The sequence below is a fragment of the Flaviaesturariibacter aridisoli genome (genome assembly GCF_004343705.1).
GTDB classification, from domain to species: Bacteria; Bacteroidota; Bacteroidia; order Chitinophagales; family Chitinophagaceae; genus Flavisolibacter; species Flavisolibacter aridisoli.
Genome location: NZ_SKFH01000029.1, coordinates 41893 through 65691, shown reverse-complemented (window position 1 = coordinate 65691; position 23799 = coordinate 41893). Strand labels below are relative to the sequence as shown.

At 59.2% G+C, this 23799-nt stretch carries 22 protein-coding genes and 1 tRNA gene; 14 read left to right on the top strand and 9 right to left on the bottom strand.

From position 1 onward, the window contains the following. Positions 1-113 precede the first annotated feature (113 nt). A complete protein-coding gene (locus E0486_RS14595) occupies positions 114-4418 on the bottom strand; it encodes a PKD domain-containing protein (RefSeq protein WP_131853062.1) in 4305 nt (1434 codons plus the stop codon). A gap of 273 nt (positions 4419-4691) precedes the next feature. Between E0486_RS14595 and ahcY the strand changes: the two genes are divergently transcribed. The 7 genes from ahcY to E0486_RS14560 all read left to right on the top strand — a co-directional run bounded on the left by ahcY (position 4692) and on the right by E0486_RS14560 (position 11556). Next, a complete protein-coding gene (gene ahcY / locus E0486_RS14590; protein ID WP_131853061.1) occupies positions 4692-6020 on the top strand; it encodes an adenosylhomocysteinase in 1329 nt (442 codons plus the stop codon). A gap of 93 nt (positions 6021-6113) precedes the next feature. Then, entirely contained in the window at positions 6114-6626 is a 513-nt protein-coding gene (locus E0486_RS14585; protein WP_131853060.1) for a DinB family protein, read from the top strand. A 544-nt stretch (positions 6627-7170) separates the two neighbouring features. Then, positions 7171-7923: a nucleotidyltransferase gene (locus E0486_RS14580; protein ID WP_131853059.1), complete on the top strand. Its 753-nt coding sequence runs from the start codon at positions 7171-7173 to the stop codon at positions 7921-7923. 1 nt (position 7924) lies between these two features. Next, the gene (locus E0486_RS14575) at positions 7925-8659 is read left to right on the top strand and encodes a metallophosphoesterase family protein (protein WP_131853058.1); all 735 of its coding nucleotides are present in this window, start codon (positions 7925-7927) and stop codon (positions 8657-8659) included. 45 nt (positions 8660-8704) lie between these two features. Continuing rightward, complete coding sequence (locus E0486_RS14570; protein WP_131853057.1) at positions 8705-9013, top strand: hypothetical protein; 309 nt, start codon at positions 8705-8707, stop codon at positions 9011-9013. 148 nt (positions 9014-9161) lie between these two features. Further along, on the top strand, positions 9162-10595 hold the full coding sequence (locus E0486_RS14565; RefSeq protein ID WP_131853056.1) for an MBL fold metallo-hydrolase RNA specificity domain-containing protein: 1434 nt from the start codon (positions 9162-9164) through the stop codon (positions 10593-10595). 10 nt (positions 10596-10605) lie between these two features. Beyond that, positions 10606-11556 carry an NAD(P)/FAD-dependent oxidoreductase gene (locus E0486_RS14560; RefSeq protein WP_207906268.1) on the top strand — a complete coding sequence of 317 codons (951 nt, stop codon included), beginning with the start codon at positions 10606-10608 and terminating at the stop codon, positions 11554-11556. Positions 11557-11681: 125 nt separating this feature from the next. Here E0486_RS14560 and E0486_RS14555 read toward each other — a convergent pair whose 3' ends face one another. Beyond that, entirely contained in the window at positions 11682-12143 is a 462-nt protein-coding gene (locus tag E0486_RS14555; protein WP_131853093.1) for a DUF4268 domain-containing protein, read from the bottom strand. A 138-nt stretch (positions 12144-12281) separates the two neighbouring features. Between E0486_RS14555 and E0486_RS14550 the strand changes: the two genes are divergently transcribed. From E0486_RS14550 to E0486_RS14525, 6 genes are all read left to right on the top strand, one after another. Next, positions 12282-12509, top strand: coding sequence for a hypothetical protein (locus E0486_RS14550; RefSeq protein ID WP_131853053.1), 228 nt, complete (start codon positions 12282-12284; stop codon positions 12507-12509). Positions 12510-12607: 98 nt separating this feature from the next. Further along, complete coding sequence (locus E0486_RS14545) at positions 12608-13123, top strand: GNAT family N-acetyltransferase (protein ID WP_131853051.1); 516 nt, start codon at positions 12608-12610, stop codon at positions 13121-13123. Positions 13124-13174: 51 nt separating this feature from the next. Continuing rightward, positions 13175-13789: a bifunctional phosphoribosyl-AMP cyclohydrolase/phosphoribosyl-ATP diphosphatase HisIE gene (gene hisIE, locus E0486_RS14540; RefSeq protein WP_131853049.1), complete on the top strand. Its 615-nt coding sequence runs from the start codon at positions 13175-13177 to the stop codon at positions 13787-13789. Further along, on the top strand, positions 13789-14928 hold the full coding sequence (locus E0486_RS14535; RefSeq protein ID WP_243697449.1) for a TlpA disulfide reductase family protein: 1140 nt from the start codon (positions 13789-13791) through the stop codon (positions 14926-14928). Before hisIE ends, E0486_RS14535 begins: the two co-directional genes overlap by 1 nt. Before the next feature lie 50 nt (positions 14929-14978). After that, positions 14979-15797: an SdiA-regulated domain-containing protein gene (locus E0486_RS14530; protein ID WP_165917350.1), complete on the top strand. Its 819-nt coding sequence runs from the start codon at positions 14979-14981 to the stop codon at positions 15795-15797. A gap of 160 nt (positions 15798-15957) precedes the next feature. Beyond that, positions 15958-16995: an MBL fold metallo-hydrolase gene (locus tag E0486_RS14525; protein WP_131853045.1), complete on the top strand. Its 1038-nt coding sequence runs from the start codon at positions 15958-15960 to the stop codon at positions 16993-16995. 51 nt (positions 16996-17046) lie between these two features. Here E0486_RS14525 and E0486_RS14520 read toward each other — a convergent pair whose 3' ends face one another. From E0486_RS14520 to hisH, 5 genes are all read right to left on the bottom strand, one after another. Further along, complete coding sequence (locus E0486_RS14520; RefSeq protein WP_131853043.1) at positions 17047-17763, bottom strand: pyridoxine 5'-phosphate synthase; 717 nt, start codon at positions 17761-17763, stop codon at positions 17047-17049. 43 nt (positions 17764-17806) lie between these two features. Continuing rightward, positions 17807-18595 carry a DUF2452 domain-containing protein gene (locus tag E0486_RS19105; protein WP_207906266.1) on the bottom strand — a complete coding sequence of 263 codons (789 nt, stop codon included), beginning with the start codon at positions 18593-18595 and terminating at the stop codon, positions 17807-17809. A 111-nt stretch (positions 18596-18706) separates the two neighbouring features. Further along, entirely contained in the window at positions 18707-19465 is a 759-nt protein-coding gene (gene hisF, locus E0486_RS14510; protein WP_131853041.1) for an imidazole glycerol phosphate synthase subunit HisF, read from the bottom strand. A gap of 224 nt (positions 19466-19689) precedes the next feature. After that, the gene (gene hisA, locus E0486_RS14505; RefSeq protein ID WP_131853039.1) at positions 19690-20409 is read right to left on the bottom strand and encodes a 1-(5-phosphoribosyl)-5-[(5-phosphoribosylamino)methylideneamino]imidazole-4-carboxamide isomerase; all 720 of its coding nucleotides are present in this window, start codon (positions 20407-20409) and stop codon (positions 19690-19692) included. Continuing rightward, positions 20409-20999, bottom strand: a complete 591-nt coding sequence (gene hisH, locus E0486_RS14500; protein WP_131853037.1) for an imidazole glycerol phosphate synthase subunit HisH — start codon at positions 20997-20999, stop codon at positions 20409-20411. The genes hisA and hisH overlap by 1 nt, the downstream gene beginning before the upstream one ends. Positions 21000-21127: 128 nt before the next feature. Between hisH and E0486_RS14495 the strand changes: the two genes are divergently transcribed. Further along, a tRNA-Gly gene (locus E0486_RS14495) sits at positions 21128-21200 on the top strand. A 166-nt stretch (positions 21201-21366) separates the two neighbouring features. On the opposite strand, the gene trpA is transcribed toward E0486_RS14495, so the two are convergent. Both trpA and trpB read right to left on the bottom strand, forming a co-directional pair. Further along, positions 21367-22164, bottom strand: a complete 798-nt coding sequence (trpA, locus tag E0486_RS14490) for a tryptophan synthase subunit alpha (protein WP_243697448.1) — start codon at positions 22162-22164, stop codon at positions 21367-21369. Positions 22165-22494: 330 nt separating this feature from the next. Continuing rightward, on the bottom strand, positions 22495-23712 hold the full coding sequence (trpB, locus tag E0486_RS14485) for a tryptophan synthase subunit beta (protein WP_131853035.1): 1218 nt from the start codon (positions 23710-23712) through the stop codon (positions 22495-22497). Positions 23713-23799 lie beyond the last annotated feature (87 nt).

Sequence of the window (23799 nt, the reverse complement as noted above, 5' to 3'; positions counted from 1 at the left end):
CCGGAATTTCAAATATACCAAAAACTGCCAACGGCTTTCCGCCATTCCGGCAGAGCGTGGAAAACGGAGGATGAAGCGTGCAAAACCGGCACCGGCTCCCGCTGAGCTTTTTCCTAGCGCAACAGGGTCACATCCCCTTTTACCGGCAATACCGAGCTGTTGGAACAAACCACCTCCGCTGTATATATATATACATCGGCTGGCGCCGGCGCTCCCCTGATCGTTCCGTCCCAGCCCGCCGCCGGGTCGTTGGCACTCAGGTGCAGCCGCTCGTAAACAAGTTCGCCCCAGCGGTTGTATACCCGCAGCGACCGGAACTCGTACAGGCCCGTTCCACGAGGGTAAAAGCGGTCGTTGTTCCCGTCGGCGTTGGGCGAAAAGGTGTTGGGCAGGAAGACGTTGCCGCCATCGCAGAGCACCGTCACCTGAACGGCGTCCTTACTCGTGCAGCCGCCGTCGTTGGTCACCGTTACCTCGTAACGGGTGTTTTGCGCCGCATGGACCACAGGCACCGGGCAGGTGCTGCAGGAAAGTCCGCCCGTGGGCGTCCAGCGCCAGCTGCGGATATCCGGCGAGCCCTGCACCTGCAGCCGGGCCGTATCGCCAGCTCGTACGGTCAGGTCCGGACCGGCATTCACCTGCGGTACCGGGTACACCGTTAGGGTAACAAACGCCGAGTCGCTGAAACAGTCGAGGCTGTCGCGCGCGATCACCCTATAGGTAGTCGTTGCGCTCGGTTTGGCAAGGGGATCAGGAGCTGTGGTGCTGCTCAGCCCGGCGGCCGGCGACCAGCTGTACGACGACGCGCCCGAAGCACGCAGGTGCACAGAGCCGCCAGCACACAACGTGTCTGCCCGGAGCGGTGGCACCAGGCGGAACGAGCGCTGTACATCCACGCGCACGGTGTCGCGGGCGCGGCATCCGAAGGCATCGGTACCGGTCACCACGAAGCTTGTTCCCACAGGCGGGTTGGCCATGGGCGCCGGGCAATCCAGGCAGCTCAGGGAAGGGCTCGCTTCCCAGGTATAGGTGAGCGCACCGCTGGCGCTAAGCTGCTGCGGGCGGCCGGGGCAATGCACAAAACCAGCGCCGGCGCGTACCGGCGGCACCCAGGCATGGATCGTGTCCACCCCCACAACGGGCACGCTGCAACCGCGGGCGTCCACCAGGATCGCGCGGGGCACAAAGCGGCCGGTATCGGTAAAGATGTGTTGCAACACGGAGTCGCGGCCCGGGTGGACGTTACCGTCGCCAAAATCCCAAATGAGCGAATCGCGGCCCTGCGTGGTGGCCTGCAGGTGCACCGTCAGCGGGCTACAGCCCTGGAGCGGTGAATACTGGATGCGACCGCGCGGACCTTCCACACGCACCGTTTTCACGATCGTATCGCTGCAGCCGCCGGGACCCGTAACGATCAGGCGCGGGTGAAAGACGCCGGCCTCGTTGTACAGGTGAGCCGGGCCGGCCAGCGTGGAATTATTGCCGTTGCCGAAATCCCACTGCTGCGCCAGGTAGTTGGAAGAGCTGTTGGTGAACTGCACCAGCAGCGGCGGGCAGCTGGCCATCGAATCGGAAACTTCGAAACGCGCCTTCGGGTAGCTGACCTGGATAAAGGCCGGGCGCTGCAGGGTATCGCTGCAACCGAGGCTGTCGATCACCCGTAGCACTACGGAATAGCTGCCGGTGCCAGCATAGGCGTGCACGGGTGCGGCGCTTTGCGCCAACGTGCCGTCGCCGAAGTTCCATTCGAAACGTAGCGCCCCCGCATCAGCCGATGCATTCTGAAACCGCACCGGCTTATTCGTACAGGTGAGCGTGTCGGTCGAAGTAAAGGCCGCAACGGGTCGCGACACCTGCACCGCGCCGGGGCGGGTAAAGTACCCGATGCAACCGCCCGCATCGGTCACGCGGAGGGTGACGATGTACTGGCCGTTAGCCGTATATGTATGAGTCATGGCGTTGTTGCCCGAAGAATCTTTGCCGCCATCGCCGAAATCCCACCACCACTGAACGATCGGGTTTGTGGCATCAGGCACGGAGTGGTCGGAAAACTGAACGGGCACAGCACCGCTAGTGAGGCAGGCGGCTGCGCCGTTGTGGGTGAAATCCGCGATCGCACCACGAACGGAAACGGTTTGCGCATAGCTGCTCGTGCAACCGAGCGGATCGGTGATAGTCAGCGTCACTGTATACGTTCCCGGACGGGTGTACACATGGCTGGCCGCACCGGCGCTTGACTCCATAGTGCCGTCGCCGAAATCCCAGCTCCAGCCACGGATGTGCGCCGCATGGAAATTACTGGCGGTAACGCGGTACGGCTGCCCGTAGCAAAGACTTCCGGCGTTCGCCGTGAACTGTGCTTTTTCGTCATAAACATCCACCGTGATGGTCCGCACGTGGTAGCAGGTATCGTTGGTCACCCGAAGCTTGACCAGGTACGAGCCGGGGGCCGCATAAGTGTGCACCGGGTTTTGCTCGGTGGACGTAGTGCCGTCGCCAAAGTCCCAGCTGGAGGTCACCGCACCGATGGAGCGGTTGTTGAAGCGCCGTGTGTAGCGATCGCTGCACTGCAGCTCCACGAGAAAGCGGGCCACAGGCGGTCGTACAAAAAGCACGTTCGGCCGGTTCACTGTATCGCGGCAGGTGCCGTTGCTGGCAATGAGCTGCACCGAAAACCAGCCCACGCCATCGTACTCGTGGTAAGGGTCTTCGCTCGTTGAGTTCGTACCGTCACCAAAACTCCAGAGCCAGGTGCTGCCGGAATCCACGTTGGTGCTTGTATTGGTGAACTGGATACCCTGGAAGGCGCATACGTCGCCGGGCGACAGGTCGAAGGAAGCCTGCGGCTTGTTGAACACCTGCGCGGCACCGGGCAGCGAATCGGTGACGGTGCAGCCATTGACCGTAGTGACGGTTACGCTGATGGTATAGCTGCCCGCGGCGTTCCAGGTATGGGAGGGCACCGCATCCGTAGAACTACGGCCATCGCCAAAGCTCCAGTTCCAGCTACTGATGGCGCTGCCGCCGCTCACCGACACGTTGGGCGTGGCCATTTGCGGAGCGCAACCCGACACGGGCAAGCCGCCGAAGGCCAGCTGGGGCGCCTGCACCCGTACGTAACCGGTGCGCTCCAGCGTGTCGGCACAGCCGCTGGAGCCGGTTGCGATGAGGCGGACGGTAAAGGTTCCGGTCGACGTATACGTGTGCACCGGCGACACTTCCGTAGAAGTACTTCCATCGCCGAAATCCCAACGGTAGGTCAGGGCGTCGGTACTGCTGTTCGAAAAACGGACGGAATAGGGCGCGGTACAGGAAAACGTATCCACCGTGGTAAAGAGCGCTTCAGGACCGGGCTTCACCACGATCGTATGACGGATCGAATCGCGGCAATCGGTATACACGTTCCGTAATTCTACGGCATAGGTTCCAGCCACATCGAACGTTTTTACCGGGAAAGCTTCGCCGGACGCCGAGCCGTCGCCAAAGGTCCAGGTGCTTACCGGTGCCACCGGGTTGCTTTGGTTGATAAACGCGACGGCACTGTGCACGCAAACCGTATCCGGCGCCTGGAAAGCGGCGGAAGCGCCTACCTGCACCAGCGCCGTCTTTCGGATCGTGTCGCGGCAGCCGCTGGCGTTTGTGGCAACAAGGCTGACGGTATAACTGCCGGCGGTTGTGTACGTATGACTGGCAGCAGCGCCACTGGCCGTAGCGCCATCACCGAAATCCCAGGTATACAGGTTGGAAGCGCCGCCCGTTGCCGTAAACTGCACGCTATGCGGAACGGTACAGCGCGATGGATCGCTGTTGGTGAAAGCCGCCTGCGGCTTTCCGCTCACCCGCACATATTGAGGCCGCGTGAGCGTTTTGCTGCAACCCGCGCTGTTCGTCACTTTGAGCGAAACGCCGTACAGGCCGGCGGCCTGGTAGGTGTGCGCCGGCGTGCTTCCATCGCCCAGGGTGCCGTCGCCAAAGTCCCAGCGGCGCTCCACAACGGGCAGGCTGCTGCTGCCGCTGTCGGCAAACGTGCTGGTAAACGGTGCGCAGCCCAGCAGGTCCGGGCTGCCGAAAGCCACCGTGGGCGCTTCGTATACCGTTATATAGGCGGTCCGTAAAACCGAGTCCGCCCCTTGCGCATTCGTCACCTTCAGCTTGACCGCATAGGTGCCGGGATGGACATAGATCGTAGAGGGATTTTGTTGCGTGGACAGCACTCCATTGCCGAGCTCCCAATGCCATTGTGTGGCGCTGCCGGTCGTGTGGTCGGAAAAGGAAACGACGAGGGGTGCACAGCCGCTGCGGGGCGTAGCGCTGAAGTCGGCCTGGAGGGCAAGCGTACGTCCGTTGCCCTGTGCCCGGGCCTGGAGGATGCCGAGGCACAGCAGTGCCAGCAGCAGGTGGAATTGGTGTTTCCGCATGAGGTTGGTTTTCGGGTTATCCTTAGAGATCACCCGGGCTTGGCTAAGGGTTCGGCGAGGACGGGTTAAGGGAAAGGACCTATTCGCCGAAATGCTTGCGGGGTAAGGGTTTCACAGGATTATTGGGTGTACGAAACTACCCCTTCGCGGGGGGTTGAAGGAACCTATTCCGGCAAAATGGGCAAAAGGCTAGGTGAACAGGTCTAAATGAAGGCGTACCGGCACGCGCCTTCGGCCGGAAAGCAGTACCTTTGCGCCTCAAATCCCGTAATAATGTCAACAGTAACCCGTTCCAACATCAACTTCAGCCTTCCCTATAAGGTGAAAGATATGAGCCTGGCCGACTGGGGCCGCAAGGAGATCCGCCTCGCCGAGGCCGAAATGCCCGGCCTGATGGCTATCCGCGAAGAATATGGCCCTTCGCAACCCCTCAAGGGCGCCCGCATCGCCGGCTGCCTGCACATGACCATCCAGACTGCCGTACTCATTGAGACCCTTGTGGCCCTCGGTGCTGAAGTAAAGTGGAGCTCCTGTAACATTTTCTCCACGCAGGACCACGCCGCAGCCGCCATCGCCGCTGCCGGCATCGGTGTCTTCGCCTGGAAAGGCCAGACCCTCGAAGAGGCCGACTGGTGCATCGAACAAACGCTGTTCTTTGGCGGTGCCGATCGTCCCCTCAACCTCATTCTCGACGACGGTGGCGACCTCACCAACATCGTTCTGGACAAATACCCCGAGCTGGTGCAGTACGTAAAGGGCATCTCCGAAGAGACCACTACGGGTGTGCACCGCCTTTATGAGCGTATGGCCAAAGGCACCCTGCCGATGCCCGCGATCAACGTGAACGACTCGGTGACCAAATCGAAATTCGACAACAAATACGGCTGTAAGGAATCGCTGGTGGATGCCATCCGCCGCGCTACCGACGTGATGATGGCCGGCAAGGTGGCCGTTGTTGGCGGCTACGGCGACGTGGGCAAAGGCTCCGCCGCTTCGCTGCAGGGCGCCGGCTGCCGCGTGATCGTAACCGAGATCGATCCCATCTGCGCCCTTCAGGCTGCTATGGACGGATTCGAGGTAAAGAAAATGGAGAACGCCGTTGCCGAAGCGGATATCATCGTCACCGCTTCCGGTTGCCGCGACCTCATCACGGAAAAGCACTTCCGCAAGATGAAGGATAAAGCCATCGTCTGCAACATCGGCCACTTTGACATCGAGATCGACATGGCCTGGATCAACAACGCTTACGGACACACCAAAGACACCATCAAGCCGCAGGTAGACATCTACAATGTAGACGGTAAAGACATCATCATCCTGGCGGAAGGCCGCCTGGTGAACCTCGGCTGCGCCACGGGTCACCCCTCTTTCGTGATGTCGAACTCCTTCTCGAACCAAACGCTGGCCCAGCTGGAGCTGTGGACCAACGGCGGCCAGTACGAGAACAAGGTATATGTGCTGCCGAAGCACCTCGACGAGAAAGTGGCCCGCCTCCACCTCGGAAAGGTCGGCGCCGAACTCGACGAGCTCACTACCGAGCAGGCCGAATACCTCGGCATCGGTAAGGAAGGCCCGTTCAAGCCGGAGCTGTACCGCTACTAAGTCAAAATTCAAAAAGTCAAAAGCCCCGTCGGTACCGTCGGGGCTTTTTTGTGCCTGTCCCTTTGCTAACTTTCGATTTACAAATCCAGGGCCATGCTTCTTCAATCACTGCAGGGTGAATTCGAACACGAAGTAAAAAATACCCGGAAGCTCCTCGAGGCCGTGCCTGCCGGCAAAACGGGGTTTACGATCACCGATTTCGGCTGGACGATGGGCCAGCTTGCGCAACATATCGCTACCATCTATCATTGGTATGCGGGCACGCTGAAGCTGGATGCATACGACCCCGGGGCGGAAAACCTGCAACGGCCCGATCCATCGGATATTGAGGCCACGCGCGTGTTATTTGAAAAAAACGTTTCGGAGGCGCGGGAAGCGTTGCACAGCATCTGCGAGGAAGACCTGTTCCGGAACTGGACGATGCGCAACAAGGGGCAAACCATCGTTCCGCCAACCCCAAGGATCCAGGTGGCGCGTGGCTTCCTGTTCAACCACCTCTACCACCACCGCGGCGAGCTGGTGATCTACCTGCGCGCCGCCGGCGTGAAACCGCCCGGATTGTACGGCCCCACCTACGAGGAGAGCCGGCCCGCACAGCGCAGCTGACCGCCCGCGGCACTTCCAGGCGCCCCCATCTCAAAGCTGCGTCGACCCGCTCCCAAAACGCGCCGACGCGGTTCAGAAACAAGTCGGCGGGGCCCCGATGCCCCCTCTGCCCTTCCCCGGTAGCGGGCTTCCGGGTTCCGCGATACCCTGGCCCATCAGGGAAGTGCGATCGCCCGGTCTGGCCACCCCCTCCACCCCTACAGATCCTTCGCCGCCCCCCGTCGAAGGCACGTTGGCCTATCCCGGAGATGGGTCGGCGGGGTAATGAAATCCCCCCGCCCCCCATCAAGGAGGGGGCGTCCCCCCTTAAAAGGCGGGGCGGCGCGGTTCAAAGAACGGTCGGCGCGGTCCAAAGATGGCCTGACTCGTGTATTAAGTGGGGAAGGTCACTTCAGAGATGGGTGCCTCCCTTCCGTGAAGGGGAGGCGCCGGGAGGGGCTCGATGCAACGGGCGAGCCCGCCTCTGCTGGGGGGCGGGCAGCTACTGACGCCCCTTTTGAACCATGGCACAGCGTTTTAAGGCATTGCTTCAAAGATTGGATTAATGTCTATAGTAACCCTTACGGAAGAGCAGCGGCAGGAATCGAAAGCCTTTTACCGCGAAGCGCTGGAATTGCTCCACGAGACCGGCACCCAATGGATGCTGGGCGGCGCGTTTTCGATGTTTCATTACACGGGCATCTACCGCGACACCAAAGACCTCGATGTTTTCTGCAAATCCAGCGAGGTACCCAAGATCCTCAAGTTCTTCCAGGAGCGCGGCTACCGCGTGGAGAACTACGACGTACGCTGGCTGGCCAAAGTGCACAAGGACCCCTACTTCATCGACCTCATTTTCGATACGGTGAACAACATCTGCCGCGTGGACGATACCTGGTACCAGCGCGCACCCGACACCACGTTCTGCGACGTGGCCGTTAAGATGATCCCCGCCGAAGAGCTCATCTGGTGCAAGTTGTACGTACAGAACCGTGAGCGCTACGACGGCGCCGACGTGAACCACATTTTACTCAAATGGGGCAAGAACCTCGACTGGCAACACCTCATGTTCCGGATGGAACAGCATTGGCATATCCTGCTGGCGGCGCTCCTCTCCTTCCAGTTTTGCTACCCCAGCGAATTCCACGACATCATTCCCAAATGGATCTTTGATGAGCTGCTGCGCCGCGCGGCCGAGCAATACGACATTCCACCCGCGATGGAGAAAGTGTGCCGGGGGCCGATCATCGACCAGACGCAGTACGCGATTGATATCAAGGAATGGGATTACAAAGTGACGACGATCAAAACCGTATAGTATGGCAGAGCAAGCATCGAAAGTACGCATAGCCGCCGTGGGCGACATCCACGTGCGGGAGAACGACACCGGTAAATGGGGCGAATTCTTCAAGGAAGTGTCGCGACAGGCCGACGTGCTGGTGATCGTGGGCGACCTGACCGACACCGGCGACGAGGGCGAGGCTGAAGTATTGGCCAATGAAATGAAGCAATGCGCCGTTCCCATCGTGGCGGTCCTGGGCAACCACGACTACGAAAAGGGCCGGCACAAGCTGATCCGGAGCATATTGATGAAGGCCGACATGCACATCCTCGACGGCGAGGCCGTCGTCGTGAAAGACGTGGGCTTCGCGGGTGTAAAAGGATTCGGTGGCGGCTTCGACAAGCACGTGCTGTCGATGTTTGGCGAAGGTGCCATGAAGGCCTTTGTACAAGAGGCCGTGGACGAGGCCCTGCACCTCGAGCGCGCCCTCTCCCGCCTCGACCAGGAGCACAACGTGGCGCGCAAGATCGCGCTGATGCACTACGCACCCATCAAGGAAACGGTATTGGGCGAGCCCGAGCAGATCTTTCCCTTCCTGGGCTGCTCGCGCCTCGCCGAGCCGCTGGGCCGCCACGGTGTGCTGGCAGCCTTTCACGGGCACGCGCACGTGGGCACGCTCGAAGGGCGCACCCACGATGGCGTACCGGTTTTTAACGTGGCAAAGCCCATCCTTTCCAAGCTGGATTTGCCCTTTTTCGTATTCGAAGTGTGATTTTGGTATCGTTTTGGAAGTAGCTACCGTCCAAAATTGTGAGTTATGGAAAGAGGTAATCAACAAAGAGGCAGTTCGTTCGGCCAGGAGTCGATGGGCAGCCGTCAGCAGGAATCGTCGCAGGACCAGAATTTTTCTTCCGGCCGCGGCCAACAGCAGGAACAACGCCAGCAGAGCTCGCAGCAGGATGTTTCGGGTAGCCGTGACCAGAACCCGCAGCGCGGCAGTTCCTGGGAGAACTACCAGTCGCGTGAGCTGAGCGGTGGCCAGCAACGCCAGGAAGGCATCGAAGGCCGCAGCGAACAGCTGAACGATTCCAACGAGGGCAACCTCGGTCAGAACGACATGGATTAGGATCTCGGATGTCTGATTTCAGATGTCTGAATTAAAACGGATCGCGATGCGATCCGTTTTTTTATGGTAAGCTTTATAGCAAATCAGGCATCCTAACTCTGAGATCTGAGATTCCTTACTTGGGTATGGATATTGGATATAGTCCAGCATGAAACTAACCTTCCACGGTGCAGCCGGCACCGTAACCGGCACCAAGCACAAGATCACCCTGAGCGACGGGCGGCAGTTCCTGCTCGATTGCGGGCTCTTCCAGGGGCTGGGCCGCGACACCGACGACCTCAACCACGATTTCGGATTTGACGCGTCAGCCATTGAAGCCCTCGTGCTATCGCATGCCCACATCGACCACTCCGGTCTCATCCCACGCCTGGTGAAGGAAGGATTCAGCGGTCCCATTTTTTGCACCGCAGCTACGAAAGACCTGGCGGAGATCCTGCTCTTCGATAGCGCCGAGATACAGACCTACGAAACGGAATGGATCAACAAGCGCCGCGCGCGGCGCGGGCAGCCGCCCTACGAGCCGCTGTATGGCCCCGACGACGTAAAGGCCGCCCTCGAGCGCTTCCTTACGTTCGACTACAACGAATGGTTCACCGTCGGGCGCGGCGTGAAGGCCTGCTTTACCGACGCTGGCCACCTCATTGGCAGTGCCGCCATCAACCTCGTTGTGGAAGACGAGGGCGAAACAACCCGTATCCTCTTCAGCGGAGATGTAGGCCGCCAGCGCTCCGTGCTGCTGCCACCGCCGGCCGAGCCGCATCCCGCCGATTACATCATCCTCGAAAGCACTTATGGCGACAAGCACCACGACATCCGCTTCAACACGATCGAGAACCTGCAGGCCTGGATCAAGAAGGTATGTGTGGAGCGCGGCGGACAACTGGTGATCCCGGCATTCAGCGTCGGGCGCACGCAGGAAGTGCTGTACGCGCTGAACCAGCTCTCGCTGGAAAAACGCCTGCCCGAAATCCGGTACTTCGTGGATAGCCCGCTGAGCCTGAAAGCGACCCAAACGATCAAGCAATACACCCACCAGTTCAACGAGCGCCTGCAGCAGGTGCTGGCGGTAGACGACGATCCCTTCGACTTCCCGGGCCTCTCCTACGTGGAGTCGGTGGAAGACAGCCGCAAGCTGGTGGAATACGAAGAACCCTGCGTGATCATCTCCGCCAGCGGCACCGCGGATGCCGGGCGTGTGCGGCACCATATCAACAACATCCTCGCCGACGCGAAGAACGGAGTGTTGCTGGTAGGCTACTGCAGCGCCAAATCGCTGGGCGGCCAATTGATCGGCGGCGAGCGGGAGGTCGAGATCTTTTCCGACCCGGTGCCGGTGAAAGCCGAGATCGGCCAGCTGCCGGGGATGAGCGCCCACGGCGATTGCGACGACCTCTGTCGCTTCGTGAGCGGGCAGGAAGCCGACAAGGTGCGGGCCGTATACCTCGTGCACGGCGAAGGCGGTGCCCAGAAAGCCCTTGCCGCCAAGCTCGAACTGAAAGGATTCAAAAACGTAGTGATCCCGGCGCAGCACCAGGAAGCCGAACTCGGCACGACGGAAACCGGGGAAGCCGAAGCTGCTTAAGACTGGAATTATGGATGTACTCGATTGCCTCATTATCGGCGGCGGCCCCGCGGGACTCAATGCCGCCGTCGTTCTGGGCCGCTGCCGCCGCAGCGTGCTCGTGTTCGACACCGGCCACTACCGCAACCGCTGGTCGCACGGTATGCACAACTACCTCACCCGCGACCATATTCCACCCGCGGAATTCCTGAAGCTGTGCGCCCCGGAATTGGAAAAATACGGGGTACGCGTAGTGCGAAAAACAATTGTCCGCGCGGCCCGCAACGAAGGAGGTCTCTTCGAGGCATTCGACAGCGAAGGCACCTGCTACCTGTCGCGCAAGCTGCTGGTAGCCACGGGACTCAAAGACAACCTGCCCACGCTTCCGGGCTTCGAGGAGCTCTATGGAAAATCGGTGCACCACTGCCCCTACTGCGACGGCTGGGAGTGGCGCGACCAGCGGCTGGCCGTATACGCGAAAACGAAAGACGGCTCCGAGCTTTGCCTTGCACTGAAAAACACCTGGAGCGAGGACGTGACCTATTTCACCGATGGCAATACGCGCATCAAGCCGTCCACCCGCGAGTATCTCGAAGCAAGCGGCATCCGTATTATTACGGAAAGCCTGCAGGGCCTGGAAGGGGCAGACGGCTTGCTGCAGGGCGTACGCCTGAACAACGGGGAACTGGTACCGATGGATGCGCTGTTCTTCGTCAACGGGTTCACGCAGCAATGCAACCTCGCCGAAGCCTTCGGCTGCGATGTGGGCCGCAAGGGGGCCGTGATCACCAACCGGTCGCAGCAGACCAACATCACGGGCCTTTACGTGGCCGGCGACGCCTCGCGCGACATGCACTTCGTGGTGGTAGCAGCGGCTGAAGGCGCGAAGGCGGCGGTGAACATCAACAAAGAGTTGATCAAGGAGCTGGCGGAAAAAAAGCGCACGAAGCTAAAAGCGGATAAGGGAGAGATGGCGGCGTAGCGGTCGTGAAGCGTGAAGCGTCAATCGTGAAACCGCGATGCGCGGAAGCAAGATCGGGTGCCTGCGGCATCCGTTCTCTTTGCAAGCGTCTGCCTTTCACGCTTCACGCTTCACGACTCCTGCTGCTAGCGTAACGCTTCAAAAAAATATTTTGCTTCGCTCCAGAACGCATCCAGCGCAATGATCCGTGGTTTAAAAAAGGAGATCAGCTCCGGCCAATCCGAGCGGCGCAGCACCAGCAGGTCTTCCTGCTCGATGTAAATGCGGCTCGTTAGCCCGCCGTACTCATCGTAGTATTCCGGCTGCCAGTTCCATTCTTCCCCGGTATGATTCTCCAGGGCGGACCGTAATTGTACGAACTGCTCGTAGTACAACTGGCGCAGGCCGGCGTCCTTATGGGCGAGCACAATGCCGATCTGTGCGGCGCTGTTGCCCGTTTCCATGCGGAAACTGATGTCCTTTTCGCCCGTCTTGTAGTTGACCCAGTTGATGCGCGCGCCCTCGGCCGACAGCACAGGCTGCAGGTATTGTCCGAAGGTGGTCCAGAAAGCCTGGCGAAGTTCCGATGCTTCTTTGCGGGAAAACACGATCAAAAATACGGGGTTCCCCTCTTGCAAACCCGGCAATGCCCGACTATCTTGGCTACGAATGAATCTGAAATCAGAGATCCCGGAATCTGAGATTTCCCTGTGGTTCGCCCTCCACACTTATTAAAACATTTTATCATGAAAAACCAGCGAAATCACCCGAAAACGGATTGGCACGTTTTTCCTCTTACAGAAGAAGAACGACGTGTATTAAAAACCTATGTTATGAAAGACGTGATGAAACGAATGAGTGCGGTAAACGAATCCCATGAAGGGTTTCACCTGGGTACCACGATCATGATGATCGTTCTGTTCCTGGCATTTTGGGGTGTCAGTTTCTATATCCTGCTGAACAGCTACGCTTAGCAGTTCGCTATGCAGTGGAACCTTATTAAGCCCTCACTGAGGGCTTCTTCTTTTGGTGCCGGCTGCCGTATTTTTGCGCCGAACAAAACAGCAAAGCATTGCGATTTCTCCCCGCTACTGAAGCCGACATTCCCGCCCTGCTCCGATTGCTCAACCGCGCCTATCGAGGCAACGATGCGCGCACGGGCTGGACCCATGAGGCCGACCTCATCGAAGGCGAGCAACGCACCGACACGGGCGAACTGGAGCACAAGATCCGCACGGCGAACGCAATGCTGCTGACCGCGCTTGCCGACGACGGCACAATCCATGGCTGCGTGTACCTCGAAAAGCAAGGCGCGGACCTGTACCTCGGCATGTTGTCGGTAGACCCTACCCTACAGGGCGCCGGCATCGGCAAGCAATTGCTGTACGCAGCCGAAGACCATGCCCGCAGCGTTGGCTGTACCGCTATCGTCATGACCGTCATTTCCGTGCGCACCGAGCTGCTTGCCTGGTACAAACGGCACGGCTATACCGAAACCGGCGCCGAAGAGCCCTTCCCGGATGATCCGCGCTTCGGCAGGCCGCGGCAGCCGCTGTTCTTCAAGTGGTTGAGAAAGGAGCTGAAGTAGAAAAAGGTTCGTAACCGAAAAACCTTCTTCCGCTTCAATACCTTTGCCTCCATGAACACAGCCCTCGAGAATCTTGATTTCTCCAAATACGCAGACGGCCTCATCCCGGCCGTGGTGCAGGACTACCAGACCCAGAAGGTGCTGATGCTTGGCTTCATGAACGCAGAGGCCCTGCAGCTGACGGAACAGACCGGGCTGGTGACTTTCTGGAGCCGCTCCAAAGACCGCCTCTGGACCAAAGGCGAGGAAAGCGGCACTCACCTCAAGCTGCGCCAGATCCTGGTGGACTGCGACCGCGACAGCCTGCTGATCAAGGCCGACCCCACCGGTCCCGTTTGCCACACAGGTGCGGACACCTGCTGGACCGAAAAGAACAGCCGCGCCGACTTCCTCTATTACCTTGAGCACATCATCGAGCTGCGCCGCAACGGTACCGACGAAAATTCGTATGTCCGGAAGCTTTGCTCGAAAGGCATCAACAAGATCGCGCAGAAGGTGGGCGAGGAAGCCGTGGAACTCGTGATCGAGGCGAAGGACGTTAACAGGGCGTTATTTTTGGGCGAGGCCGCCGACCTGCTTTTCCACTACCTGATCTTAATCCAAGCAAAGGATTGTACCTTGGCAGACGTTGTAGACGTCTTACAGAAACGACACCAACCTGAATGATGATAAAACGCATTTTTACCGTCCTGCTCCTGTTGCCATCGCTTGCCTGGTCGCAACAGGGCTTTCGCATCAAAGGCAACATACAGGGGCTGAAAGACAGCACCGTTGTTCGCCTCAACACCCAGAACAATGCGACGCTGGCTTCGGCCGTCAGCAGCAAAGGACAGTTTGAGCTCGTGGGCCAGCTGACCGAGCCCCAGCTGGTGCTGCTGAACATCGGGCAGAAAGACCCGCTGTACCTCTACGTAGAAAATTCCGCCATCACGCTCAGCGCGCCCGCGATGGAGGAAAAGACCAAGGTGAAGACCCCGGCTGCAAAGACGAAAAAGGTCCGTGTCGAACCCGACTACTCGAAACTGAAGGTGGACGGCTCGCAATCGCAGGTGGATTTTGTGCAGTTCCAGAATGCGTTCATGCCCCTGTTCAACCAGATCAACCAGTATGTAACGAAGGCAAACCAGACCGCAGACCCGGTGGAACGCGACCGGCTCGTGCGCTCCTTCGATTCGGTGAAGCGGATCGTTGATGGCCTGGTGGATTCCTATATCACCGCAAAGCCCCGCTCCTTTGTATCCCCGTTCGTGCTCGGCAATACGGCCCAGCTGCTCGACAACCCGGTCGTGCTCGACCAGCGCTTCCGCCGCCTCGACAGCAGCGTTCAGCATTCGGCCATCGGCAGGAACTTAAGCGCCTACATTGCCCAAAACCTGGTGGGCACCGTCGGCTCGGAAGCAATCGAATTTACCCAGGCCGACACAACGGGCAAGCCCGTGGCGCTGTCGTCGCTGCGCGGCAAATACGTGCTGCTCGATTTCTGGGCGTCGTGGTGCCGCCCCTGCCGCGCTGAAAATCCCAACGTGGTGCGGGCCTATCAAAAGTTCCAGAATAAGAACTTCACGATCCTCGGCGTGTCCCTCGACCAGAATAAGGACGCCTGGATCAATGCGATCCATAACGATGGGCTTACATGGACGCATGTGAGCGACCTGCAGCAGTGGAACAACGCCGTGGCCCGCCTGTATGGCGTGCAGGGCATTCCGCAGAACTTCCTGATCGACCCCAACGGCCGCATCGTGGGCAAAAACCTGCGCGGTGAGGAACTGGAGCGGAAGCTGTGTGAGCTGCTCGGTTGTAATTAGACCGGAACGAGTATTGTAGGAAAACGCGCATGAATCCTGCGCGTTTTTTTATGGCCCTGCTCCTGTGTGTGTCCCTTTCCGTGGGCGCCCAGACCGGCTACCGGCTCGATCGGCCCAAGGCCAGCTGGGATCTTCCCGCTTCCCTCGATGAAATTTCGGGTATCAGCTTTATCGACAATACGCACCTGTTGGCTATCGAGGACCTGACCCCGACTCTTTATGTGCTCAACCTGTCCGGAAAGCCGGTCATCGAGCGTCGCATTACGTTCCGAAAAAGCGGCACCTCCAAATTCGACGTGGAGGACGTCGCCCTCGTCAACGGCACGGCTTATGTGCTCTGGAGCCATGGCGACCTGTTTGCCATACACAACTGGCGCAACGCCCCGCAGACCGAAGAGCTCGACACACGGCTCAGTAAGAAAAACAATACCGAAGGCCTTTGCTTCGATTCGAGGACGGGGCATTTGCTTATTGCCTGCAAGAATGCTTCCGGCCTGGAAGATGCGAAGAAATCCACCCGTAGTATCTATGCCTTCGACCCGGCTCGCAAGCAATTGCTGCCCGACCCGGTGCTCGTGATCGATCACAAGGAATTGAAAAAGGCCATCGGCAGCAAAGCCGGCTTTTACCCTTCGGCCATAGCCGTGCACCCGCAGAGTGGTTTCTACTTCGTTCTTTCCACGCGCGACACCAAGGGCCTGGCAGTATTCGATCAAAGCGGGAAGCTGCGCGGGTTCCAGGTCATTGATCCGCGGCTGTTGCCACAACCCGAAGGCCTTTGCTTTGCCTCCGACGGCACCCTGTACATCAGCACAGAGGCGCGCAAAGGGCAACCTGCCCGGGTGCTGGCCTTTGCGCCGGCGCCCTGAGCTTAGCGAGGAGACGCCCACAAAGAGTCCTTGCGCGGTTTGGCTACTTTTTCGTTGATACTGGTCGCCTCGTTCCCGGCAGGCGTGGCGATCGGCGCGGAGGCCAAAGCGGGAAACGGTGCAGTGGTATGTTATTTGATCCCATAACGAAAACAATCATATGAACAGAACGGCCATTCAAAACCGCGTTGTAACCGCAACGGAAGAGCACGAGATCGGTAAAAACCAGTTCGTGGTGGCGCCGGGCGTGTGGCGCGTGAAAGATACATTTGTCAATTGCTTCATCTTGCAGAACACCGGGGGCACCAACAACTGGATCCTCGTGGATGCAGGCCTGAAGTCTTCCGCCGCCAAAATCAAGTCGCTGGCGGAAAACGTTTTTGGCGGCCGCAACAGCCGACCCTCGGCGATCGTGCTCACCCACGGGCATTTCGACCATGTAGGTTCGCTGCTGGAGCTGGCGCGCGAATGGGGCTGTCCCATTTATTGCCATAAGCTCGAAGGCCCCTACCTCACCGGCCGCTCGCAATACCCGCCGGCCGATCCGAGCGTGGGCGGTGGACTGATGTCGTACCTGTCGTTTACCTATCCGCGGGGGCCGATTAACGCCGAAGATCACCTGCAGTTTCTCGATGAGGACGGCACCGTGCCCGGTATGCCCGAATGGCGCTGGCTGCATACGCCCGGCCATGCACCGGGCCACGTGAGCCTGTACCGCGAGCACGACGGCGTGCTCGTGGCCGGCGATGCCGTGACGACAACGAACCAGAATTCTGCATTGTCGGTGATGACGCAGAAAAAAGAGCTGCAAGGCCCACCGCGCTATTTCACCATCGACTGGGGTGCAGCGGCCCGCTCGGTGCGGCTGCTGGCGCAGTTGCAGCCCCAGGTGATCGCCACCGGCCACGGCCAAAGCATGTACGGCGCCGAGGCCCGCAAGTCGCTCAATAAGCTCACCCGCCACTTCTGGGACCTGGCCATGCCCGAAGACGGCCGCTACGTGCATGAGCCGGCGCTGACCAATGAAACGGGCGTAACCTACGTGCCGCCGGCACGGGCGAACTATACCTTTATCGCCGCGGTCGGCGTAGCCGCCGCTGCCATCACGCTGGGCGTGCTGTTCCTGCGCCAACAGAGTAAGAAAAAACGCTGGTCGAAATATATCGAGAAGCAACTGAACGATTGGCAGGCGTCGTGAATCGTTGGTAGCGGATCCTGAGACAGAACGGGGCAGCTTTGCTGCCCCGTTTTATTGTACCTGTCGCTTGTAAATCTGTATCGTGTTCTCCAGCCCCAGGTACAACGCATCGGAAATAAGCGCGTGGCCGATGCTGACTTCATCCAACTGCGGGAGTGATTCTTTCAGGAAGCGCAGGTTTTTCCGGTCGAGGTCGTGCCCCGCGTTGATGCCCAGGCCCAGTTCGGCAGCGCGCCGGGCGGCAGCTACATAGGGCGCCACAGCCGCTTCGCGGTTCTGCGCATACTGGTGCGCGTAACCTTCGGTATATAATTCGATGCGGTCAGTGCCCGTCTTTGCGGCGCCTTCCACCATTGCTACTACCGGGTCGACGAAGATGGACACACGGATACCGGCTTTTTTGAACACGCCGATGATCTCCCGTAGGTATTCGCGGTGCTTCACCGTGTCCCATCCATGATCCGAGGTCAGCTGTCCGAGCTCGTCGGGCACCAGCGTCACCTGGTCGGGCTTCACTTCCAGCACCAGGTCTACGAACTTTTGCTCGCGCGAATTACCCTCGATGTTGAATTCGGTGGTTATGATCGGCTTGATGGCCCGCACGTCGGCATAGCGGATGTGGCGTTCATCGGGACGCGGATGCACGGTAACGCCGTCGGCGCCAAAGGCCTGCACGTCGATGGCGGCCTGCACCACGTCGGGGTTATTGCCCCCGCGGCTGTTGCGCAGCGTGGCGATCTTGTTGATGTTAACCGAGAGCTTGGTCATGGAGATGAATAATGAATAATGAGTAATAAGTTGAAGCTATCGTTTACAATTCTTTCCAGGTGTGATCGGCTAATAACTGCACGGCGGCCACGCTGCTTTTATACGGCATGCCCGCGCCCCATTCTTTAGGGGAAATGAGCGAGATGATGTGGCTGCCGTCCACCTTTTCGTACAGGTGATACACCTGGCCGATCTCGGGCTTGAAGGAGATCTTCGCGTTGTAGATCATCATCGAAAGCTCTTTGCGCTGGTGGATCTCCTGCGCCTGCAGGGCCAGCAATTCGATCTGCTTGCGGATCTGCTCCAACTGCATGTTGGTCTGCTCCTCCATTGCCGTCAGCGCCTTGTGCCGGATGACGCCTTCTTCGTTGGGCTTCACCAGCGCGCCGGCCACCGAAGCCGAGTAAGGCAGTACGCTCATCTGCCGGTGAAAGACCTCTACGTTCGTGTAGGGCGATCCGTCGCTGTTGAAACCCTGCACCGTCAGCTTCAGGTAGCCGTTGGGCTGTATCTCGTGCACGATGTGCAACAGTACCTGGCCGCCCCGGTAAAAATGTAGCTCGAAGCTGATGGAATCGGGAAAGGTCACCTGCGCTTCGTCGGCCAGGGTACGGTCGGGAAAGGGGTGCAGGTCGCCGTCGGCGATAGCGCGGTAGGATGCGGTGAACGCCTCGTTTTCGAGCGACACCCAGCTGTGCGTGATGAGGAGCTCGCGGGTGCCCTCAGGGCTTTCCACTTTGTAGATGCCGCTCCTGGGCCGGCTGCCCGACTCGTAGGTACCCTTTTCGGGAAAGAGCTGCCAGCTGCCCAGGAAATTATAGGCTTGAACCATAGCGCAAATTTAATGGTGCTTCGACTGCGCTCAGCAAGACAATTGGCTTTCCTGTCATCCTGAGCATAGCCGAAGGATGGGGTGATTGAAGAATGGGCTAATGAGCCTCCGCTATTTGCGCACGACGATGCCCTTCCGGGAAAGAAAGTCTTTAAGCGCTGGGATCTCGATTTCCTTGAAATGGAAAACACTGGCAGCCAGCGCGGCATCGGCATGGCCTTCGGTAAATGCATCGGCGAAATGCTGCATCGTGCCGCCGCCACCGGAAGCAATGATGGGAACGGGCAGTTCATCGGATAGGCGCCGGGTGATATCCAGCGCAAAGCCGGCCTTGGTGCCATCATGGTTCATCGAGGTGAGCAGGATCTCGCCGGCGCCCAGGCTCACGGCGCGCCGCGCCCAGTCGATGCACCGGGTATCGGTGCGGGTGCGACCGCCGTGGAGGTACACGTACCATTCGCCATCGTCTTCCTGGCGGGTGTCGATGGCCAGCACCACGCACTGTGAGCCTGCCATCCGCGCGATGTCCGCAATGAGCTGCGGATCGTTATACGCCGCGGTGTTGATCGACACCTTGTCGGCGCCCGACTGTAGTAATACGGCCACGTCGTCGGTGCTGCGCACGCCTCCACCAACGGTGAATGGAATATTGACGGCCCTGGCCACACGCAGCACGAGCTCCGCCAGCGTTTTCCGTTTTTCCACCGTCGCCGTGATGTCAAGGAACACCAATTCGTCCGCTCCCTGCCGGGCATACTCCGCCGCCAGCTCCACGGGGTCGCCGGCATCACGCAGGTTTACGAAGTGCGTTCCCTTTACGGTGCGTCCGTCTTTGATATCAAGACAGGGTATGATGCGTTTGGCGAGCATGGGAAATAGTTAATTAGTTATCTGGTTGATTCGTTAATTGGTTTTGGTCTACTGGTCTATTGGTAATTAGTACGCGGCGGAGATTTTGTAAATCGTATTTTCTATCTTATCCACTACTGAGCTAAAGGGTGTTTCAAAAAGGCATGCTTCCCACCTGCCATTCTATCTGTGTATATCCTACCAATCGTATAAAATCTGCGTTCTTTCTCTTCATCCGAATGCCTCTATTTGTGGAAAGCAGCCAGTTGCTTCAGCGTGATGCGCCCCTCGTAGATCGCCTTACCAATGATGGCGCCTTTACACCCTGCTTCCTGCAAGCGGTGCAGGTCGTCGAGGGAGGCCACACCGCCGGAGGCGATAAAGTGCAGCTCGGGGAATTTTGCCACGATGTTCTTGTAAAGCTCCAGCGCCGGACCCTGCAGGGCGCCGTCCTTCGACACATCGGTGCAGAATGCCTGCCGGATGCCGCGGTCGATGTACTGCTGCAGGAAGTCGTAGATCCAGATATCGGTCTTTTCCAGCCATCCGCTTACGGTGATCTTTTCATCACGCACATCAGCGCCGAGCAGGAAGGCTTCCGGACCGTAGCGCTCCAGCCATAGCAGGAATTCACTTTCATCCTTCACCGCCACGCTGCCTACGGTGGCCAGCCTGGCGCCGCTTTCAAACACGATGCGCACGTCGCGCTCCGACTTGATGCCGCCACCGAAATCGATCACGAGGCCTGTTTTGCCGGCGAGTGTTTCCAGCACTTTCCAGTTGCGCACGGCGCCGGCTTTGGCGCCATCGAGGTCCACGAGGTGCAGGCGCTGCAGGCCGGCATCTTCGAATTGCCGCGCCACTTCCAGCGGATGCTCGTTGTATACGGTTTTCTGGTTGTAATCGCCGTGCGTCAGCCGCACGCATTTTCCGTCGATGATGTCTATGGCAGGGATCAGTTGCATCAGAGGTCTAAAAAGTTTTGAAGAATGCGGTCGCCGGTGGCGGCGCTTTTCTCTGTGTGAAATTGCACGCCGTAAAAATTGCCTTTCTGCACGGCGGCGGCATAGTCCAGGATGTAGTGGCAGCGGGCGATGGTGTAGGCACTGTCTTCCGCATAGTAGCTGTGCACGTTGTATACATAGCTCTCCTCGGGCAGTCCCTTAAAAAGCGGCGAGCGCAGGTCGTGGATGGTGTTCCAGCCTACCTGCGGCACCTTCTCGCCGGGCGCGCCGGCCGGGAAGCGGCGAACGTTTACGGGGATGATGCCCAGCGCTTCCGTATCGGCCTCTTCAGAATGGGTGCAGAGCAGCTGCATGCCCACGCAGATGCCAAGCACCGGTTGCTGCAACTCGCGCAACACGCCGTCGAGGCCATTGGCGCGCAGGCTGGCCATGGCAGTGCTGGCCTCCCCCACGCCGGGAAAGATCACTTTATCGGCGCGGCGCAGCGCTTCCGCATCGTCGGTAACGGTGGCCGGCGCACCAAGCCGCTCCAGCGCATTCAGCACGGATTGGATATTGCCGGCGTTGTATTTGATTATTGCGAGATTCATGTTAATTTGCTCAAAGTTATTACTCGTTTGCGGCCGCCTGCGCCAAGGCTTCGTCGGCCGGAGAAAGTAGCTCACCTGGTAGCCCCGCCGCTGGCGGGGTCCCAAGCTGTAGGTACTTAAAAAAATAAGCGGAAGTAGCTCACCTGGTAGAGCGACAGCTTCCCAAGCTGTAGGTAGCGGGTTCGAGTCCCGTCTTCCGCTCGAAAGGAACCTACAAGGTTCCTTTTTTATTTCCAGCTCACCTGGCAGCCCCGCCGCTGGAGGTGTCCCAGGCTGAGAGGGATTACTTGATTATTAGCGTACATGACTACTAGTTTACCTGAGGGGAACAATACCTCTATCCTCATGTACTCATGTATTCGAATAATCAAGTACTCGAATTCACGCCTCTCCCCAGCACTCCTTCCAAAAATCGCTTCGTCCCCTCCTCCACCGAACCCGCCCCGGCAAGTGCGCGGATATAAGCGCTGCCGATAATGGCCCCGTTGGCATGGCGGCAGGCGCTGTTGAACGTGTCGCGGTCGTGGATGCCGAAGCCCACGAGCACGGGGTTGCTGAGCCGCAGTTGCTGCAGGCGCTCGAGGTAGCGCTCCACCGCCGGGAAATCTTTTGCCGAACCGGTGACCGAAGAGGAAGACACGGCGTACAGGAAGCCGCTGCTGGCCGCATCGAGCTTCCGCACGCGGGCCTCGGGTGTTTCCGGGGTCACGAGGAAGATGAAGTCCAGCCCGTGCTTTTTGACCACGTCGCGGTACTCGCGCTCAAAGGCGTGCAGCGGTATGTCGGGAATGATCAGCCCGTCCACCCCGCAGGCGGCCGCGCGGGCGCAAAAGGCCTCGAAGCCGTATTGCAGCAGCGGGTTGAGGTAGCCCATCAGCACTACCGGCACCGACAGCTCCGCGCGGACGCCTTCGAGTTGCCGGAAAAGCGTTTCGATGCTCATGCCGTTGGCCAGGGCCCGCGCGCTGCTGGCCTGGATCACCGGACCGTCGGCCAGCGGGTCGCTGTAGGGCATGCCCAGCTCGATGATGTCGGCCCCGTTTTCCTGCAGGGCGCGCAGCACAGGCACGGTGCTTTCCAATTCGGGATAGCCGGCCGTGCAATAGACGTTCAGGATGCGGTTTTGCTTCTGCTCAAATAGGTCTTTCAGCCTGGACATAGTCATTTAAATTCGTTTCCAATTACTTACATATCATAACAGCCGGCTATTCGAAGCCGTTTACGGGCATTAATGCCCTGCGCACGATCGATAAGGCCTCGTAAATGGTCATTAAGGCCCTGTAAATTGACATTAAGGCGGTGTAAATTGCCATTAAGGCAGCGTTGATGAACGACAATCGATCTGAAACGGGCATTTTGCCCTTGTCCATGGTCGTTAAAGAGCTGCGCGTCAACACCCGGACCTTGCGCGCCATCGTTTAAGGCTTGCTTTTGGTCGTAAATCGCTTGCGCGTCATCGTTAAACCGCCGCGTGGCAACCTGTATTTCAAACAAACTATCCTTTGACCGATGCTTCCATTGCTTCCATGTAGGTAGCCAGGTCCTTGTCGCCGCGGCCGCTGAGGCATACGACGACGCAATGGCTTTCGGTCAAACCCAGCTTCGGAAGAACCGCGAACGCGTGCCCGGTTTCCAGCGCCGGGATGATGCCTTCGAGGCGCGCCACTTCGAAGGATGCCTGCAACGCTTCTTCGTCGGTAGCGCTCAGGAACTGCCCGCGGCCACTCTGGAACAGGTGGGCGTGCAGCGGGCCGATGCCCGGATAATCCAGGCCGGCGGAAATGCTGTGCGGCTCCACCACCTGCCCGTCTTCGGTCTGCATCACGAGGCTGCGGCTTCCGTGCAGGATGCCTTCGCGGCCCAGCTGCGTGGTGGCGGCGCTTTTGCCGCTGCGCACCCCGTGACCGGCCGCTTCCACGGCCACCAGCGCAACCGCCGGCTCGCCGATAAAATGGTAAAACGCACCCGCGGCATTGGAGCCGCCGCCCACGCAGGCCACCACGTGCGTGGGCAGCTCCGAGCCGCTGTGTTCTTTCAGCTGTACCCGCATCTCTTCGCTGATCACGCTCTGGAAACGCGCCACGAGGTCGGGGTACGGATGCGGCCCCACTACGCTGCCGATGATATAATGCGTGTCGGTGGGATGATTGATCCAGTCGCGGATCGCTTCATTAGTGGCATCCTTGAGTGTTTTGGAGCCGCTGGTAGCGGGCACAACGGTTGCGCCGAGCATCCGCATCCGGGCTACGTTGGGGGCCTGGCGGGCAATGTCTTTTTCCCCCATATACACGATACATTCCAGCCCGGTGAGCGCACACACCGTGGCCGTGGCCACGCCGTGCTGCCCCGCGCCGGTCTCGGCAATGATGCGCTTTTTGCCGAGCCGCTGCGCCAGCAGGATCTGTCCCACCGTGTTGTTGATCTTGTGGGCGCCGGTGTGGCAAAGGTCTTCGCGCTTCAGGTATACCTGCGTGCCCAGCTTCGCGCTGAGCCGCGCTGCGTAAAAGAGCGGCGTGGGTCGTCCCACATAATCGCGCAGCAGCGCGCCGAGCTCTTTGCGGAACGATTCGTCTTCCAGTATTTCTACGTACCGGCTGCGCAACTCCTCCACGTTCGGAAAAAGCATTTCGGGCACATAAGCGCCGCCGAAGCGGCCATAGTAACCGTGCTCGTCGGGAAAAGGAGAACAAAGCGGGTTCAGTTCGGTGTTCATGGTGGTGGTTTTAGGAGACGCACATAGTGCGTCTTAAAGGGAGACGCACATAGTGCGTCTTTACAGGGAGACGCACATGGTGCGTCT

Excerpts from the sequence above, each read along its gene's own strand:
- E0486_RS14595 (WP_131853062.1), bottom strand. The coding sequence starts at position 4,418 with ATGCGGAAACACCAATTCCACCTGCTGCTGGCACTGCTGTGCCTCGGC.
- ahcY (WP_131853061.1), top strand. The coding sequence starts at position 4,692 with ATGTCAACAGTAACCCGTTCCAACATCAACTTCAGCCTTCCCTATAAG.
- E0486_RS14585 (WP_131853060.1), top strand. The coding sequence starts at position 6,114 with ATGCTTCTTCAATCACTGCAGGGTGAATTCGAACACGAAGTAAAAAAT.
- E0486_RS14580 (WP_131853059.1), top strand. The coding sequence starts at position 7,171 with ATGTCTATAGTAACCCTTACGGAAGAGCAGCGGCAGGAATCGAAAGCC.
- E0486_RS14575 (WP_131853058.1), top strand. The coding sequence starts at position 7,925 with ATGGCAGAGCAAGCATCGAAAGTACGCATAGCCGCCGTGGGCGACATC.
- E0486_RS14570 (WP_131853057.1), top strand. The coding sequence starts at position 8,705 with ATGGAAAGAGGTAATCAACAAAGAGGCAGTTCGTTCGGCCAGGAGTCG.
- E0486_RS14565 (WP_131853056.1), top strand. The coding sequence starts at position 9,162 with ATGAAACTAACCTTCCACGGTGCAGCCGGCACCGTAACCGGCACCAAG.
- E0486_RS14560 (WP_207906268.1), top strand. The coding sequence starts at position 10,606 with ATGGATGTACTCGATTGCCTCATTATCGGCGGCGGCCCCGCGGGACTC.
- E0486_RS14550 (WP_131853053.1), top strand. The coding sequence starts at position 12,282 with ATGAAAAACCAGCGAAATCACCCGAAAACGGATTGGCACGTTTTTCCT.
- hisIE (WP_131853049.1), top strand. The coding sequence starts at position 13,175 with ATGAACACAGCCCTCGAGAATCTTGATTTCTCCAAATACGCAGACGGC.
- E0486_RS14535 (WP_243697449.1), top strand. The coding sequence starts at position 13,789 with ATGATAAAACGCATTTTTACCGTCCTGCTCCTGTTGCCATCGCTTGCC.
- E0486_RS14530 (WP_165917350.1), top strand. The coding sequence starts at position 14,979 with ATGGCCCTGCTCCTGTGTGTGTCCCTTTCCGTGGGCGCCCAGACCGGC.
- E0486_RS14525 (WP_131853045.1), top strand. The coding sequence starts at position 15,958 with ATGAACAGAACGGCCATTCAAAACCGCGTTGTAACCGCAACGGAAGAG.
- E0486_RS14520 (WP_131853043.1), bottom strand. The coding sequence starts at position 17,763 with ATGACCAAGCTCTCGGTTAACATCAACAAGATCGCCACGCTGCGCAAC.
- E0486_RS19105 (WP_207906266.1), bottom strand. The coding sequence starts at position 18,595 with ATGGTTCAAGCCTATAATTTCCTGGGCAGCTGGCAGCTCTTTCCCGAA.
- hisF (WP_131853041.1), bottom strand. The coding sequence starts at position 19,465 with ATGCTCGCCAAACGCATCATACCCTGTCTTGATATCAAAGACGGACGC.
- hisA (WP_131853039.1), bottom strand. The coding sequence starts at position 20,409 with ATGCAACTGATCCCTGCCATAGACATCATCGACGGAAAATGCGTGCGG.
- hisH (WP_131853037.1), bottom strand. The coding sequence starts at position 20,999 with ATGAATCTCGCAATAATCAAATACAACGCCGGCAATATCCAATCCGTG.
- trpA (WP_243697448.1), bottom strand. The coding sequence starts at position 22,164 with ATGACTATGTCCAGGCTGAAAGACCTATTTGAGCAGAAGCAAAACCGC.
- trpB (WP_131853035.1), bottom strand. The coding sequence starts at position 23,712 with ATGAACACCGAACTGAACCCGCTTTGTTCTCCTTTTCCCGACGAGCAC.